The 16,357-nt window shown below is 72.3% G+C and carries 15 protein-coding genes; 10 read left to right on the forward strand and 5 right to left on the reverse strand.

Going from position 1 to position 16,357, the window contains the following annotated elements; translation table 11 throughout:
* Positions 1-23: 23 nt before the first annotated feature.
* The 4 genes from ACZ7LS_RS12865 to ACZ7LS_RS12880 all read right to left on the reverse strand — a co-directional run bounded on the left by ACZ7LS_RS12865 (position 24) and on the right by ACZ7LS_RS12880 (position 5,650).
* A complete protein-coding gene (locus ACZ7LS_RS12865) occupies positions 24-1,877 on the reverse strand; it encodes a BTAD domain-containing putative transcriptional regulator (RefSeq protein WP_385129671.1) in 1,854 nt (617 codons plus the stop codon).
* Between the two features lie 517 nt (positions 1,878-2,394).
* Positions 2,395-3,237: a DeoR/GlpR family DNA-binding transcription regulator gene (locus tag ACZ7LS_RS12870; protein WP_385129673.1), complete on the reverse strand. Its 843-nt coding sequence runs from the start codon at positions 3,235-3,237 to the stop codon at positions 2,395-2,397.
* Positions 3,238-3,272: 35 nt separating this feature from the next.
* Complete coding sequence (gene pdxA, locus ACZ7LS_RS12875) at positions 3,273-4,331, reverse strand: 4-hydroxythreonine-4-phosphate dehydrogenase PdxA (RefSeq protein WP_385129675.1); 1,059 nt, start codon at positions 4,329-4,331, stop codon at positions 3,273-3,275.
* The gene (locus ACZ7LS_RS12880) at positions 4,328-5,650 is read right to left on the reverse strand and encodes a four-carbon acid sugar kinase family protein (RefSeq protein WP_385129677.1); all 1,323 of its coding nucleotides are present in this window, start codon (positions 5,648-5,650) and stop codon (positions 4,328-4,330) included. Before ACZ7LS_RS12880 ends, pdxA begins: the two co-directional genes overlap by 4 nt.
* Before the next feature lie 230 nt (positions 5,651-5,880).
* Here ACZ7LS_RS12880 and ACZ7LS_RS12885 point away from each other — a divergent pair, with 230 nt between their 5' ends.
* The 9 genes from ACZ7LS_RS12885 to ACZ7LS_RS12925 all read left to right on the forward strand — a co-directional run bounded on the left by ACZ7LS_RS12885 (position 5,881) and on the right by ACZ7LS_RS12925 (position 15,116).
* Entirely contained in the window at positions 5,881-7,503 is a 1,623-nt protein-coding gene (locus ACZ7LS_RS12885; RefSeq protein WP_385129679.1) for an ABC transporter substrate-binding protein, read from the forward strand.
* Between the two features lie 3 nt (positions 7,504-7,506).
* Positions 7,507-8,436, forward strand: coding sequence for an ABC transporter permease (locus ACZ7LS_RS12890; RefSeq protein WP_385129681.1), 930 nt, complete (start codon positions 7,507-7,509; stop codon positions 8,434-8,436).
* Between the two features lie 3 nt (positions 8,437-8,439).
* Complete coding sequence (locus ACZ7LS_RS12895; RefSeq protein ID WP_382665495.1) at positions 8,440-9,438, forward strand: ABC transporter permease; 999 nt, start codon at positions 8,440-8,442, stop codon at positions 9,436-9,438.
* A gap of 3 nt (positions 9,439-9,441) precedes the next feature.
* On the forward strand, positions 9,442-10,332 hold the full coding sequence (locus tag ACZ7LS_RS12900) for an ABC transporter ATP-binding protein (RefSeq protein ID WP_382968318.1): 891 nt from the start codon (positions 9,442-9,444) through the stop codon (positions 10,330-10,332).
* Positions 10,329-11,207, forward strand: coding sequence for an ATP-binding cassette domain-containing protein (locus ACZ7LS_RS12905; RefSeq protein WP_385129683.1), 879 nt, complete (start codon positions 10,329-10,331; stop codon positions 11,205-11,207). The genes ACZ7LS_RS12900 and ACZ7LS_RS12905 overlap by 4 nt, the downstream gene beginning before the upstream one ends.
* The gene (locus ACZ7LS_RS12910; protein ID WP_385129685.1) at positions 11,204-12,184 is read left to right on the forward strand and encodes an aldo/keto reductase; all 981 of its coding nucleotides are present in this window, start codon (positions 11,204-11,206) and stop codon (positions 12,182-12,184) included. Before ACZ7LS_RS12905 ends, ACZ7LS_RS12910 begins: the two co-directional genes overlap by 4 nt.
* Positions 12,185-12,319: 135 nt before the next feature.
* Positions 12,320-13,117, forward strand: coding sequence for an HpcH/HpaI aldolase family protein (locus tag ACZ7LS_RS12915; protein WP_382665502.1), 798 nt, complete (start codon positions 12,320-12,322; stop codon positions 13,115-13,117).
* Positions 13,114-14,346, forward strand: a complete 1,233-nt coding sequence (locus ACZ7LS_RS12920) for a sialidase family protein (protein WP_385129687.1) — start codon at positions 13,114-13,116, stop codon at positions 14,344-14,346. Before ACZ7LS_RS12915 ends, ACZ7LS_RS12920 begins: the two co-directional genes overlap by 4 nt.
* Positions 14,347-14,426: 80 nt before the next feature.
* Positions 14,427-15,116, forward strand: coding sequence for an NADPH-dependent F420 reductase (locus ACZ7LS_RS12925; RefSeq protein WP_382519065.1), 690 nt, complete (start codon positions 14,427-14,429; stop codon positions 15,114-15,116).
* A 53-nt stretch (positions 15,117-15,169) separates the two neighbouring features.
* Here ACZ7LS_RS12925 and ACZ7LS_RS12930 read toward each other — a convergent pair whose 3' ends face one another.
* A complete protein-coding gene (locus ACZ7LS_RS12930; RefSeq protein WP_382519062.1) occupies positions 15,170-15,490 on the reverse strand; it encodes a DUF6191 domain-containing protein in 321 nt (106 codons plus the stop codon).
* 126 nt (positions 15,491-15,616) lie between these two features.
* Here ACZ7LS_RS12930 and ACZ7LS_RS12935 point away from each other — a divergent pair, with 126 nt between their 5' ends.
* Positions 15,617-16,357, forward strand: a complete 741-nt coding sequence (locus ACZ7LS_RS12935; protein ID WP_382519060.1) for a class I SAM-dependent methyltransferase — start codon at positions 15,617-15,619, stop codon at positions 16,355-16,357.

Consider the following 16,357-nt stretch of genomic DNA (forward strand, 5'->3'; position numbering starts at 1 on the left):
TGGTGGAGTTCGGGCATCGCCCGTCAGTGGCGTGCTGTCGCCGCCTGGCTGTTGTGCTTCTCGCGCGCCTGCTGACGCGCGTAGATTTTCAGCAGTCGATGGATGCGGTACGGGCCGGGAGGCCCTTCTTCGAGCAGACCCGCGTCGGCGAGCCGCTCCAACGCCTCTTCCGCCTCGGGTGAGTCACCGAGTGCGTGGGAGGAGAGCAGCAGCCCCTCATGGTCGCCGAGCCGGTGGAAGGCCTCCCTCCAGCGCGGCTCCAGGCGGCGCAGCGCGCCGCCGAAGACCTGCGGTACGGACAGCCGGGGGTCGTCGGCGAGGGAGAGCCGGGCGGGCAGGTCCTCCGCCAGCCAGGCCACGCAGTCCTCGACGCGCAGCCCGGGGCGGGTGAGCAGCCGGGCGGCGGCGATCCGCAGGCTGAGCGGGAAGTGGCCGCAGATGCGGGCGAGTTCGGCCGCGGCTGCCGGTTCCGCCGCCACGCGTTCCGGACCGAGCACGGCGGCCAGCAGTTGCCGGGATTCCGCCGGATCCAGGGTGGACAGCCGGTGCACGCTGCCGCCGTGCGTGGCCATCAGTCCGGCGAGACCGCGTCTGCTGGTGATGAGCGCGGCGCTGCCCGGGCCGGCCGGGAGCAGTGGCCGGACCTGATCGGGGCTGGTCACGTCGTCGAGGACGAGCAGTGTGGCGCCGTCGGCGGTGCCGGGCGGCGGCAGGTGCGCCAGCGCCTCGGCCGGGGTGACGGAGGAGCCGTCCTCACGCGTCATGGCCAGGATGAACACGCCGCCGGGGAAGCTGTCCTGGCTGTCATGGGCGGCCTGCCGGGCCAGCGCCGTCTTGCCGATGCCCGGGGCTCCGGAGAGGACCACGACGGTGGTGTCCGTGGATCCCCCGGTGAGGCGGGCGGTGATGGCCGCCCGCTCGGTGGTACGGCCGGTGAAGGACGGCACCGGCGGCACCGGGCGTACGGCGGGCATGAGCGGTACGGGCGGTACGGGCGGTACGGGAGCGGGAGCCGGGACGGGGACCTGAGCGGGGGCGGCGATCGCCAGGGGTTCGGCGCGCGGCGCGAGAGCCACCGCCGTACGGCCGCCGGGCGGGGGCACCGTCCGGTCGAGCGCCGGATCGAGTGCGAGCGGGCCGAGATCGTCTCCGCGGAGGATCGACAGTTCGAGCCGCTGGAGCGACGGGCCGGGATCGACGCCCAGTTCTTCCTTCAGCCGGCCTTTCACACTGCGGTACTCGGAGAGCGCCTCCGACTGCCGGCCGGTGCGGTAGAGGGCCTCGATGAGCTGTTCGGAGAACCGTTCGCGGCCGGGGTGCCGGCGCGCGGCCTCCCAGAGGTCGACCAGTACCTGACGACATCGGCCCAGCGCGAGCTCGATGTCGCAGGCCCGTTCGAGCGTACGCAGCCGCTCCTCGGTCAGCCCCGGCACCTCGTCGCGGTGCAGCATCGGGGAGGGCACGTTCGCCAGCAGGGGCCCCTGCCAGAGCGTGAGCGCCTCCTTGAGCCGGTACAGCTCCCCCTCGGCGTCGTCGGCGTCGTCCGCCGCCCGTACCAGCGCGCGGAACCGGACCAGGTCGAGCGTGTCGGCGTCGGCGTTCATCCGGTAGCCACCGGGCACCGCCTCGATGACATTGCGGGTGACTCCGTACTTGACGAAGATCCGGCGCAGCCTGAGGACACAGCTCTGGAGCGCGGCCCTGGCCGTGGCCGGCTGGTCCTCGTCCCACAGGGCGCGCAGCAGATACCCGGTGGACACGACGGATCCCGGGTGAATGAGGAGAGCCGCCAGCAGACTGGACGGTTTGGACGGTTTAAGAACAACAACGTCATGGCCCTCGGCAATACTCAAAGGACCCAAAAGCTGAAAACGCACGCGACCCCGCCCCCGAATCAGTAGCGTCCGTGACGCATGAAAGTGCCGAATCCTGGGCACCGCACGACATCAGGGCATCCGTGGACGGAAAGGGTGCGCATTTTTCGTTGGTACAGACCTCTGCCAGGCCCCACTGATTCCCCACTCCCCCGTAGCCACGCTGCCGAGTTGCCCCGTCACCATCGATGAGGGCCAGCTCAGCGGAGTGATACGTACCGCCGTTCCAAAGGAAATTAACGTTGCTTTACCAACAGATGAATAGGCTCGGCGGTGCAGTTCAGTGGTTTCCAAAACAATGCCGACGCCCAGAACTTGTTGGGCATCCTAGTAACTCACCCATGGAAAGTCGACCCTCCGGCGCGCGGGGTATTCCCGGACGGCGAACCAACCGGAAAGAAGCACTTATTGAGTGTGAATACGGCCCGCCGTCGCGAACACGCACAAAGAGGCACACACAAAGGGGGAGGTCCCGCGGAGCGCGCTCCGCGGGACCTCCAGGGCGCCGTGCCCGAGCGGGTCAGCCCGCCCTGTCCGTGCCCGTGCCCGTGTCCCTGTCCGTGCCCGTGCCCATGTCCGTGTCCGTGTGCTCCGCTTCCGTCAGGACGACCGTGACTCCGCGCGCGCGGAGCCCCTCGACGACGCGGGGGTCCGCCCCGTCGTCGGTCACCAGCGTCCAGTCGGGCCGGAGCGGGGTCCAGGTGTGGAACGGCCGCCGGCCCAGCTTCGCCGCGTGGGCCAGGACGTACACCCGCTCCGCGCGCCGGGCCATCAGCTCCTTGAGGCGCGTCTGGCGCAGGTCGGCCTCGCAGATGCCGTACTCCGCCGAGACACCGTCCGTGCCCAGGAAGAGCCGGTCGAACGTGAGGCGTTCCAGAGCCGCTTCGGTGAGCGGTCCCACGAACCCCTGGCTGAGCGGGCGCAGCGTCCCGCCGAGGCATTCGACATGGACGGACTCGACGTCCGCCAGCTCCTGAAGGGCCGTCAGTCCCGTGGTGGCCACGGTGACGTCCTTCGCCGTGCGCAGTTCGTGGGCGAGCGCCCCGACGGTCGATCCCGCGTCGAGCAGCAGCGACTCCCCCGGCCGTACTTCCGCCGCCGCCCAGCGCGCGATGGCCTGCTTGGCCTCGAACGCCTCGCCCGTACGCTGGCGCAGCGACGCCTCGGGGTGGGCGGCCAGCGCCATGGCGCCGCCGTAGGTACGGGCGAGCTGCCCGTCCGAGGTCAGCTTCGCGAGATCGCGCCGGATGGTGGAGGCCGTGACCCCGAACAGCTGGGACAGCTCCTCCACACTGGCCAGTCCGGTGGTCGTGGCGAGATGGACGATGCGGTCGCGCCGGGCCTTCGATCCGATCGCAGACATCAGTCTTCTGTCCTCCGGTGCGGACGATCGGGTGGTCAACGGGCCGGAGTGGTGGACATCTCGGCGGCCTGGCGCAGGGCCTCGACCATGCTACCGGCCTCGGCCCGGCCCGTACCCGCGATGTCGAAGGCGGTGCCGTGGTCGACGGAGGTACGGATCACCGGCAGTCCCACGGTGAGGTTGACGCCGGCTTCGATGCCCATGACCTTGACGGGGCCGTGGCCCTGGTCGTGGTACATGGCGACGATCAGGTCGTAGTCGCCGCGTGCGGCGAGGAAGAAGGCGGTGTCGGCGGGGAGCGGTCCGACGGCGTCGATGCCGTCGGCGCGCAGCACCTCGATGGCCGGGACGATCTTCTCCTCCTCCTCGCCGTAGCCGAACAGACCGTTCTCGCCCGCGTGCGGGTTGATGCCGCACACCCCGATGACGGGCTTCGCGACGCCGGCCCGCACCATCGCCTCGTGGCCGCGGCGCACGGTCCGCTCGACGAGTCCGGGTTCGATCCGGTGTACGGCGTCGATCAGCCCGATGTGGGTGGTCACATGAATGACCTTCACCTTGGGGGTGGACAGCATCATCGACACCTCCTCGACCCCGGTGAGATGGGCGAGGAGTTCGGTGTGTCCGGGGTAGAGGTGGCCGCCCGCGTGCAGGGCCTCCTTGTTGAGCGGGGCGGTGCAGATGCCCTGTACGTCGCCGCGCACGGCGAGTTCGGCGGCGACTCGTACGTACTGGTACGCGGCGTCGCCCGCGACCGCGGACAGCTGTCCCCACGGCAGGTCCGCGGGGAGCAGTCCGAGGTCGATGACGTTGATACGGCCCGCCCCGAACACGGCGTCGGCCGGGATCTCGACGGAGACGATCTCGCAGGAGACGCCGAGGATCCGGGCCGCCTGGCGCAGGCGTTCCGCGTCGCCGACGACGACGGGGCGGCAGCGGCGCGCGGTGTCGGCGTGGAGCAGCGCGGGGACGATCACCTCGGGGCCGATGCCGGCGCCGTCGCCCATGGTGACCGCGATGATCGGGATCGGCGCGGCGGGCGTCTCCGGCTGCACGGGGGCCTCCACGGGGGCGGTCGTCGGGGCTGCGTTCACAGGTCTTCTCCTTGGGGTGCGGATGACGCGTACGGTGGGGGGACGGGCGCGACGGACCCCGCGGCCGTTACGGCGGGCTGGTCATCCCGTACGACAGGCTGACCGCCCGGTACGGCGGGGTGAACCGGCCGCAGGGCGCGGGCGATCCGCAGCAGGGACCCGGTGTCGCCGTAGCTTCCGGGGCGGGTGACGACGGAGCGGCCGTCGTCGGTGCGGGAGTGCACGGCTCCGTGGTGGATCTCTCCCGCCGGATGGAGCCGGGTGACACCGAGCGCGTCCAGGACACGCCGCGCGGTCTCGCCCCCGGTGAGGACGAGATCGGCGGGGTGGGGCACGGCGGCGACGGCACGGGCCAGACCCGCCACCACACGGCGGGCCGAACCGGCGAGGATGCCACGGGAGTTGTCGACACTGACGACCGTGACGCCGTGCGGGTCGACGGGGAAGGAGAGCGGCGGGCCGGCCTCGGCGAGCCGAGCGGCCGGGAGTGCGGTGTGCCGGGCCCCGACGTCGGTGAGTTGCGCGATCTGCGCAACCGCGCCGGGTTCCGCGGTGCCCACCACGACGAGCAGCGGCCGATCCGGGGGAAGGGGCCCGCGCGGTGACGGTACGTCGGCGCCGGCGGGGCTCAGCACCCGGCCGAGGGCGGCGGCGAGTCCGCCGGTGCCCATGAGCCGTACGTCCGGTCCCAGCGGGAGCGCGGCCGCGATCACCGCGTCCAGGTCCGCGTCCGTCTCGGCGTCGCAGACGGGGCGCAGCCCCGCCGCCATGAGGTCGCGGAGCAGGACCGTGAGTTCCGCTCGGGGGGAGCGTACGGCGCCGAGCGGTACGCCGGCCGTCCGCAGACCGCCGAGGGCGGCGGCCACCGAGTGCGGTACGGGCAGCGACTCGGCGCGCCAGGCGTCGGTGGCGTGCAGCGGGGTGCCGCGCAGATGGACGACGCCGTCGCGGACGGTGCGCCCGGCCACCGGCAGGGCGGGCGCGATCACGAGTCCGGCGGCGCCCCGCGCGTACGCGGCGGCCTCGGCGGCGAGGTTGCCGCGCAGCAGCGAGTCCGTCTTCTTGATGAGTACGGTGCCGGCGGCGGCGCCGCGCACGGCCTCGCCGACGATACGGGCGGCCTCGTCGGCGGGAAGCTGGCGGGTGTCGAGATCGAGGACCAGCGCCTCGCCCTCGGCGGGTGGAGCCGCGGGCGCCGGGCCGAGCACGATCCGGCCGGGGAGGCGCAGCGCCACCGCCGTCTCGGCCGCACCGGACAGATCGTCCGCGAGAGCGAGTACGCGGCACGGTTCACGCCCGGCGCTGGGCTTGATGACCACGGATACCTCCTCCGGGCGGCCCGGGCGGGCTGCCTCGGTGCCTGATGATGACACATGCTGCGCGAAGTGCGCGAGACCTCTTGCGCGGAACGCGCAATCGTGCCACCTTTTGCGGCGCGACACCTGTTGCCGCCGGACAGACCGGACCCCGGGAATCACGCCCCTGCGTCCGCCGGATCCGACGGCGACAGCTTGAGCCGGTCGCTTCCCAGCACCCGAGAAGGTCGACGATGACCCCTACTCCTCAGAGCGCTCCTCCCGACGCTCCCTCGCGTGAGCCCTCGCCGAAGCCCGCACGTGAGGGCTTCGGCCGTCGCACCCTGCTGCGCTGGGGCGCCGCCGGTGGCGCGGGCGTGGCGCTCGGCCCGATGGCCGCCTGCGCGGGCCCCACCGGGGCCCCCGGCCCCGGCACCCTCACCCTCGGTCTGAACCGCTCCCTGGTGAGCCTGGACAACAAGCTCAACCAGTTCGACGCCGCCGTCACCGTGCAGCGCGCGGTACGGCAGGCGCTCACCCGTATCGGTCCCGGGATGAAGCCGCGGCTGGTCCTCGCCGACCGGTTCGAGATGGCCGGACCCACCGCCTGGACCGTGCGGCTGCGCGACGGCGTGTGCTACTCCGACGGCAGCCCCGTCACCGTCGAGGACGTCGCCACGGCCCTCGGGATGTACGGGAAGGTCAACGGTTCCTTCCTGCTCGGTCTCTTCCCCGAGCTGCCCACCGTCGAGAAGACCGGCCCCCGCACCTTCCTGCTGCACACCCGCGAGCCCGTGCCGGTGCTGGACCGGCTGATGGCCAACATCCACATCACCCCCGCCGCCGCCAACCGGCCCGAGGAGCTGCGGACCGGACTCGGCTCCGGGCCGTACCGCGTCCTCAAGGCCAACGCGGGAGCCGGCGAGTACACCCTCGGCCGCAATCCGAGGTACTGGGGCGCCAGGCCGCGGATCGAGACCGTACGGGTCCGGTTCGTACCGGAGGAGTCCAGCCGGGTCGTCGCGCTGCGCAGCGGCGAACTCGACGTCGTCGACACCCTCACCCCGGACTCGGCCGAACAGCTCACCGGGCTGCCCGGCGTCCAGGTCGAGGAGACCTCCGGCGTCCGGATGTGCCAGTTGTTCTACAACTTCCGCAAGCCCGCGGGCACCCCGCTCGCCGACCCCCGGGTGCGGCGCGCGCTGACGTACGCCATCGACGGCGACGCCCTGGTCGACGACGTGCTCAACGGTTCGGCGGAAGAGGCCGGCGGTGTGGTGCCGCTCGCCCTCGAAGGCGCGGTGCGCACCGGCTCGTACACATACGACCCCGGCAGGGCACGCGCGCTGCTGAGGTCGCTGGGCGCGACGGATCTGCGGATCAGAATCATCTGGGAGTCCGGGGAGTTCGCCGCCGACACCTCGGTCATGGAAGCCGTCCTGGACATGCTCAAGGCCGTCGGCGTACGCGCCTCGCTCCAGCAGTTCGAGCCGGGCGGCGACATCCTGACCTGGCGTCAGGGCCGCGCGGGCGACTGGGATGTCATCGGCAACGGCTACGGCAGCCCCACCGGCCAGGCGCTCACCACACTCCAGGGCATGTACGGGGGCACGGCGGCGAAGGAACGTACCCGCGACGCCTTCATGGGGTACGTGATCCCGCGCGTGGAGCGGCAGCTCACCGCCGCCTCCACCGAGGTGGACGACACCGAGCGGAACAAGCGGCTGGCCGCCGTGCAGAAAGCCATCTGGGAGACGTGGCCCAGCCTCTGGGCCTTCGCGCCCAAGACGCTGCTCGCCCGCAGAACCCGCGTCCGTGGCCTGTCGCTGCTCCCGATCAACTCCTATGACCTGTCCGCCGTACGGCTGGAGGGCTGAGCCGTGCCGACGTATCTCGCCAAACGGCTCGGCCAGAGCCTGCTCACCGTCTTCCTCACCCTGACCACCGTCTTCCTGCTGGTACGTCTCGCCCCCGGCGATCCGGCCGCCGCCTATGCCGGCCCCACCGCGACCACCGCCGATCTCGCCCGTATCCGCGCCCAGTTCGGCCTGGACCAGCCACTGCTCACGCAGTACGGCATCTTCCTGCGCGATCTGCTCACCGGAGACCTCGGCACCAGCTACTCCTTCCACGCCCCGGCCCTCGACGTGGTGCTCGACCGGATGCCGTACACCATCACGCTCGCCGTCTCCGCGATCACCGTCACCGCCGTGGTGGCCGTACCGCTCGGTGTGTGGATGGCGCGCCGCGCCGACTCGAAGCGCGAGCTGGGCGCGAATGTGCTGACCATCACCGGGCAGTCCATGCCGGATTTCTGGACCGGCGTGATGCTGCTGACCGTCTTCGCCGTGCTGCTACCCGTGCTGCCCGCCTCCGGATTCACCTCCTGGAGCGGTCTCGTCCTGCCGACGGTCACCGTGGCCATCCTGCAACTGGCCCTGATCTCACGGCTGGTACGGCGCGAGATGACCACGGCGCTCGCCTCCCCCTACCTCACCGTCGCCCGCTCACGCGGCTTCTCCGAACGCACCCTCACCTGGCGCTACGCCCTCCCCAACTCGGGGGTGCCGCTGCTCACGGCCATCGGTACGCGGTTCGCGGCGCTGCTCAACGGCGTGGTCGTGGTCGAGGTCGTCTTCGGCTGGCCCGGCGTCGGCTCGCTCGTCGTCCGTGCGCTGGAGACCCGGGACTATCCGCTGATCCAGGCCACCGTGCTGGTCACCGCGACCCTCGCGATCCTCGTCCAACTCCTCGTCGACCTCGCCTACCCGCTGCTCGATCCGCGGGTGCGCCTCGGAAAGGCGGCCTGAGACATGACCACCGCCCCGCGTACCGCCGCGTCCCCGGGCATCCCGCCCGCCGGCGCGACCGCCTCCTCCTCAGGCGTCCGGCCGAGCGCCGTCACCGCCCGCGATCTCGCCCGTGCCACCGCCACCCGGCAGCGGCGCGGCGCCCGGTTCAAACTGTGGGCGGGAGCCGTCTGCACCGCGCTCGTCGTGCTGCCGGTCGCCCTCGCGGGTCTGCTGCCGCTGCCGGGCGCCGACGCGCAGGATCTGTCCCGGCGCCGGCTGCCCCCGCTCAGTGACGGGCATCTGTTCGGCACCGACCAGCTCGGCCGCGATCTGCTCTCCCGTGTGCTGCACGGCGGCCAGGTCTCGCTGACGGTCGGCATCCTCGCCGTACTCGTCTCGGGACTGATCGGTGTCGCGGCGGGCTCCGCGGCCGGATTCTTCGGCGGCTGGGTCGACGCGGCCGTCTCCCGGCTGCTGGAGGCCCAGCTCGCGCTGCCCCTGCTGATGATGCTGCTGCTCGTGGTCGCCCTGTTCGGTCCTTCCGTCGTCGTCATCACCTGCGTGATCGCGGTCGCGCAGTGGCCCGAGGTGGCGCGGCTCACCCGCTCGCTCGTGCTGGTGGAACGGGAGAAACCGTATGTGGCCGCCGCCCGGGTCCTGGGGCTGCGCGGCTGGTCGGTACTCGGCCGGCATGTCATCCCCAATGTGATCCGCCCGGCGAGCCTGGTGGTCCTGCTGCTGCTCGCCCAGGCCGTACTGCTGGAGAGCGCCCTGAGCTTCCTCGGCGCGGGACCGCAGCGGCCGTTCGCGACCTGGGGCCGGATCATCTCCGACGGCCAGGACTACATCACCACCTCGTGGTGGCTGGTCACCCTGCCGGGTCTCGTCATCGCCCTGCTGGTGGTCGGCGTCAACCTGCTCGGCGACGGGCTGCGCGACCGTACGGGTACGACGAAGGCGCCGCGCGGGGCGCGGGTGCCGCGTGGCACGCGCGCCGCACGTGCCGAGAAGGGAGCCTGAGCCATGACGGATGTTCCGCCGAAGGACGCGCCGCTCAGGGACGCGCCGCCGAAGGATGTTCCCTTGCTGGACGTCGAGGACCTGCAGATCGAACTCATCACCGCGCACGGCGTGGTCCGCGCCGTGGACGGAGTGAGTTTCACCGTCGGCAGGGGCGAGACCGTGACACTCATCGGCGAGTCCGGATCCGGCAAGTCCACCACCGCCATGGGCGTGCTCCGGCTGCTGCCCGAGGGCCTCGCGGTGCTGTCGGGGAGCGTACGGATCGCCGGGCGGGATATCCTCGCCGACCCCGGCGCGGCCCGCGCGGTACGCGGCCGCACCGTGTCACTGATCCCGCAGGACCCGATGACGGCCCTCAGCCCGGTCCATACGATCGGCCGTCAGCTCGGCGACGCGCTGCGGCTGCGGCACCCCGGACTGTCCCGCGCCGCGCTCAGGGAACGCGGGACCGACCTGCTGGCCCAGGTGCGTATCCCCAGGCCGGAGACGCGCTGGAAGGCGTATCCGCACCAGTTCTCCGGCGGCATGCTGCAACGCATGCTGATCGCCGTCGCGCTCGCCGGGGAACCGGAGCTGCTGATCGCCGACGAGCCCACCTCGGCGCTGGACGCCACGGTGCAGGCGAGCGTGCTCGATCTGCTGATGGAACTACAGGAACAGGAGTCTCTCGGGATGCTGATGATCACACACGATCTGGGGGTGGCCCGGGTCGTCTCCGACCGTATCCATGTCATGAGGGAGGGCAGATTCGTGGAGTCGGGATCCGCCGGGCAGATCGTAGACCGGCCGGCCGCGCCGTACACCCGCGACCTGCTCGCCGCCGTACCCCGGCTCGGCGCCTGGGACGAGGACACCCTCGCGCGGACCGCGACAGGGGAGGCACGCCCATGACCCGTACGCACACCACCGGCGCCGGTCCGTTTCTGAGCGTCGAGGACCTCGTGGTCGAATACCCCACCGCACGGGGCCCGTTCCGCGCGGTCGACCGGGTGAGCTTCCAGCTGGAGCGCGGTGGCTCGCTCGCGGTCGTCGGCGAGTCGGGATGCGGCAAGTCCACCCTCGCCCGCGCCCTCGTACGGCTGCTGAGGCCCACCTCGGGCCGGATCGTGCTCGACGGTACGGACATCGCCGGGATGGCCGAGCGGCGGCTGCGCCCGCTGCGGCGGCGCGTCCAGATGGTCTTCCAGGATCCGTACGGGTCGCTCGACCCGCATCTGACCGCCCAGCAGATCGTGGCCGAGCCACTGCGCCTCTCGGGCGTCGGGGACAGGGCGGAGCGCGCGCGGCGCGCGGCCGGGCTGATCGACCGGGTCGGGCTGCCCGCCACCGCCCTGCACCGCAGGCCGTCGGAGTTCTCCGGGGGCCAGCGCCAGCGCATCGGGATCGCCCGCGCGCTCGCCTCCCGGCCGGAACTGCTGGTGTGCGACGAGGCGACCTCCGCGCTCGACGTCTCCGTCCAGGCCCAGGTGCTGGACCTGCTGCGCGAACTCCAGGCCGAGACCGGAATCGCCTATCTCTTCATCGCGCACAACCTCGGGGTGGTCCGGGAGATCAGCGACGAGGTGCTGGTGATGAACGCGGGCCGGATCATCGAGAGCGGCCCGACCGGCGCCGTGCTCGCCTCACCGGCCGAGCCCTACACCCGGGCGCTGCGCCGCGCCGCCCTCGACCCCACGGCGATCCGGGGCGTGAAGCCCCGCCACCTGCTCGGCATCGCGGCTGAGCCACGCACCGCCACCCCCGTATCGGAAGGCACCCGCTCGTGACCACCGGCATCCACCTGCCGCAGCTCCCCGTCCCGCTGTCCCGGCTCGTCCTGGGCACCATGACCTTCGGCGACACCGTCGACCGCGCGGGCGCCGCCGCCATGCTCGACACCGCGCTCGACGCGGGCATCACCGGTGTCGACACCGCCAACGGGTACGCGGGCGGCGAGAGCGAACGTATCCTCGCCGGACTGCTGCCGGGCCGTCGCGACCGGATCGTACTGGCCACCAAGGCCGGTATCCCCCACCCCGACCAGGGCGAGCACGCCCCGCTCTCCGCCGCCGGAATGCGCGCCGCGCTGGAGGGCAGCCTCAGGCGGCTGGGCACCGACCGTGTCGATCTCTTCTATCTGCACCAGCCCGACCGCGCCACACCGCTCGCGGAAACCCTGGCGGCCGTCGCCGAGTTCGTCGCCGAGGGGAAGATCCTCGCGCTCGGGGTCTCGAACCACGCGGCCTGGCAGATCGCCGAACTCGTCCGTACGGCGGGCGAGACGGGGGCTCCGCGCCCTGTGGTCGCCCAGCAGCTGCACAACCTGCTCGCGCGCCGGCTGGAGGAGGAGTACGTCGAGTACGCGGCGGTCACGGGACTGCGCACCATGGTCTACAACCCGCTCGGCGGCGGCCTCCTGACGGGTCGTCATATATTCGAGCACACTCCGGATTCGGGCCGGTTCGGGGACTCCAAGCTCGCCGCGATGTACCGGCAGCGCTACTGGGACGAGCGGCTGTTCGCCGCGGTCGGCCAACTCGCCGGGATCGCGGGCGAGGCCGGTATCCCGCTCACCGAACTGGCGCTGCGCTGGCTGCTCGAACGGCCTTCCACCGACGCGCTGCTGCTCGGCGGCTCACGCACGGAGCAGCTGCGGGCCAACATCGCCGCCGCGCAGGCCGGTCCGCTGCCCGCCGGGGTGACCGCCGCCTGTGACGAGGTCGGAGCCGGGCTGCGCGGCCCGATGCCCGCGTACAACCGCTGACCCCGGGCCCCTCCCCGGCGCCCCCGACGCCCCCGGCGCCCCCGGCGCCCCCGGCCCCCGCACCGCGGCACCTCGGCCCGCGGTCCCGGCCCAGCCACCGGGCCGGCCCATCCCGCCCCACTCGAAGGGACTTCCATGACCCGCCCCCCGTCCGGTACGCCCGCCGCCTTCGCCACCGCCCTGCGCGCCCGCGAACAGCTCATCGGCTACTGGTCCGTCCTCGACTCCCCCGTCTCCACGGAGCGCATCGCGCGCCTCGGCTACGACTATGTGGCGCTGGACGCCCAGCACGGCCTGATCGAGTACGCGGGGCTGCTCGCCTCCCTCACCGCCATCGACACCAAGGGCAGCACCGCCGTCGGCCTGGTGCGCACCGAGGCCAACGACCCGGCGCCGATCGGCCGCGCGCTGGACGCGGGCGCGGCCGGGGTCATCGTCCCGCTGATCGACACCGCCCAGGACGCCGCCGACGCGGTGGCCGCCGTACGCTACCCGCCGCTCGGCCGCCGCTCCTACGGCCCGATGCGCTCGGGGCTGCGGATCGGGCCCGACCCGGCCGAGGCCCATGAGCAGACCGTCGTCCTCGCGATGATCGAGACGGCGGACGGCCTCGCCAACGTCGCGGAGATCTGTGCGACCGAGGGGCTCGACGGCGTCTATGTCGGCCCGTCCGATCTGCGGATCGCCCTCGGCGGCGCCACCTCCACCGACCCGGCCGTCGCCGACCGGTTCGAGGCCGCGCTCGTCACCGTGCGCGAGACGGCGGCCGCCGCCGGAATCGCCGCGGGGATCCACAACGCGGACGGCGCCAGTGCCGCCAGGCGGCTGGCCGAGGGCTTCACCTTCGCCACCGTCTCCAGTGACCTGACGCATCTGGCACAGATCGCGGGCAGCCATCTCGCCGCGGCCCGCGGCACCGAAGAGGCCCGGTGACCCCGGCGAACCCGGGCGCCGACGGTGTCCTGCGCGCGCATCCCGGCGAACCGGGCCGTACCGAAGCCTCGCTGGCCGCGCCCGCCGCGCAGAACCACGCCGCGAATCTGACCGTGCTGCCCGGCGGGGACCTGGGCTGCGTCTGGTTCGCCGGAACGCAGGAAGGCGTCGCGGACATCTCCGTCTGGTTCTCCCGGCTCGCCCCGAAGGCCCCCGGCTGGTCCACACCGGTCCGGCTCTCCGACGACGCCACCCGCTCCGAGCAGAACCCCGTACTGTTCCCGGCGCCCTGCGGCGAGCTGTGGCTGCTGCACACCGCGCAGCGCGCGGGCCACCAGGACACGGCCGAGGTACGGCGGCGGATCAGCCGGGACAACGGCGTGACCTGGGGACCCTCGCGCGTCCTGTTCCCGGCCACGGCAGGGGGCGGGGTCTTCGTACGCCAGCCGGTCGCCGTGCTGCCGTCGGGGCGCTGGCTGCTGCCCGTGTTCCGCTGTGTCACCACGCCGGGCGAGCGGTGGTCGGGCGGCCGGGACACCAGCTCGGTCATGATCAGCGACGACGCGGGGGCGACCTGGGACGAGCGGCCGGTGCCCGGTTCCACCGGGCTGGTGCACATGAACATCCATGCCCTGGCGGACGGTTCGGCGCTCGCGCTGTTCCGCAGCCGCCGGGCGGACCATGTGTACCGCTGCCGGTCGGAGGACGGCGGCGAGACCTGGACGGCGCCGGAGCCGCTGTCCGTCCCCAACAACAACTCCTCGCTCCAGTACGTCCCGCTGGACGACGGCCGGCTCGCCCTGGCGTACAACCACAGCAGCGCCGCCGACGCCACCGAGCGGCGGGTGTCGCTGTACGACGAGATCGACGACGACGGTGTGAGCGAGGCCGTGCCCGCGGGGGACGCCGCGCCCCCGGACGAGGCCGCGACTCCGGACGACGCGGAAAGAACCGACACCGCTTTCTGGGGCGCTCCGCGTGCCCCGCTCACGCTCTCCTTCTCGTCGGACGGCGGCCGCTCCTGGCCGGTGCGCCACGATCTGGAGACCGGTGACGGCTACTGCCTCACCAACAACTCCCGGGACGGCCTCAACCGCGAACTGTCCTACCCGTCCATCGCCCGGTCCCCCGACGGGACGCTGCACATCGCCTTCACCCACCATCGCCGCGTCATCAAGTACCTGCGTCTGAGCCCCGCCTGGACGGGCGGGGAGGATATGAACGGCTGAGGCTGGGCCATTCGTGGCCCGTCGTGACCGGTCGCGGGCGAACGGGGAATACCGCGGCCGGGTACGCGGCTGGGACCAGCATGAGCACTCTTGGACTGATCGGCAGTGGACACATCGGCAGCACCCTCGCGCGGCTCGGCGTCGCCGCCGGGCTGGATGTGGTCCTGAGCAATTCACGCGGGCCGGAGACCCTGGCCGAGCTGGTGGCGGAGCTGGGGCCGCGGGCGCGGGCCGCGACATCCGCCGAGGCGGCGGCGGCCGGGGACTGGGTCGTGGTGACCGTCCCGCTGAAGAACTACCGCCAGGTGCCGGTGGCGCCGCTGGCGGGGAAGGCCGTTCTCGACACGAACAACTACTACCCCGAGCGCGACGGGCGGATCGCCGAGCTGGACGCGGAGGAGACCACCAGCAGCGAGCTCCTCCAGCGGCATCTGCCCGACGCCCACGTCGTCAAGGCGTTCAACAACATCTTCTTCCTGCATCTGACCGCACTCGCCCGGCCCACCGGCGCGGCCGACCGCACGGCCCTCCCGATCGCCGGTGACGATCCCGGGGCGAAGGCGTCCGCGACCCGGCTGCTCGATCTCCTCGGGTTCGACGCCGTCGACGTGGGGACGCTCGCCGACAGCTGGCGCTTCCAGCCCGGCACACCGGCGTACGGCGCCCCGTACGCGCAGGACCCGGAGGGTCTCGCCATCGCCGACGACCCGGGCAGGAGCGCGGACGCCGCGACGCTCCGCACGGCGCTGGCCGCCGCCACCCGCGGCTGAGCCCGGTAACCCTGGCCGGTGACCCCGGCCGGGGTCACCGGCCAGGGGGTCCGCTACGGCCGCGCGTCCGGCATCCGTATGACCGCCGTCCCGCCGTCCAGATCCACCGTGGTCCGGTGCGGCGGGGCGCCGTCCTCCTCATCGTCCCTGAGCAGCAGCGCCGACTGCCGCTCCTTCAGTTCGTTCTGCTTGCCCGGCGAGAAGCTCGCGTGCAGCTGCTCGAACCCGGTGGCGGAAATCTGCCCCTGCCGCGCGCTGTTGCGCCACGGCAGCATGCCCGCGCGCCCCGCGCGCAGCAGCAGCTGATCGGCGAAGGCCACCACCGTCAGCACGATGACGAGGCCGGGAAGCGTCATGAACACCACTGTCTCCATCGCTCCAGTGTGCGGGTTCCGGAACTCGCCGGGAACCAGCCGGGCGCGGCGGCCGACTACTGACACGAAAGCGAGTACCAGCGCTCATGTCAGGAGCCGTTGAGGCTCCGGAGGAGGACAGCCGGTTTGCAGTGGTACGAGGACGACTCCCTCTGGTCCGACTTCGCGCCCACGATGTTCTCTCCCGGCCGCGCCGAGCAGGCCGCCGGCATCGTGGCGAGTTCCCCGCTCCTCGACTTCCCGCCCGGCTCGCGGGTGCTCGATCTGTGCTGCGGTCCCGGGCTGTTCCTGGTGCCGCTGGCGCGGCGCGGCTACACCGTCACCGGTGTCGATCTCAGTCCGTCCATGCTGGAAAGGGCACGGGCCGTCTGCGCGGAGGCCGGCGCGGACGTCCGGCTGGTGCGGGCCGACATGCTCGACTACGGGGAACCGGGCTCCTTCGATGTCGTGCTGAACGTGTTCACCTCCTTCGGCTACTTCGACGATCCCGACGACAATCTGCGGGTCCTGCGCAACGCCCACGCGTCCCTCGCCCCCGGCGGCCGGCTCGTGGTGGATGTGATGGGCAAGGAGGTGCTCGCCGGCTGGATCGGGCGGCCCCAGGCCGTGGATCTGCCCGACGGCTCCTATGTGGTGCAGCGTGATGTGGTGCTCGACAGCTGGCGCCGGCTGCGCACCGACTGGACGCTGGTACGCGGTACTTCGGCCCGTACGGCGTCCCTCACCTCCTTTCTCTACAGCGCCGCGGAGCTGCACGATCTGTTCGTGGCGGCCGGGTTCACGGATGTCGAGTGCTTCGGGGGCTTCGACGGCGGCCCCTACGACCAGAACTCCCGCCGCCTGATCGTCAGGGGGGTACGGAAGTGA

This window comes from Streptomyces sp. NPDC039430 (assembly GCF_055639435.1).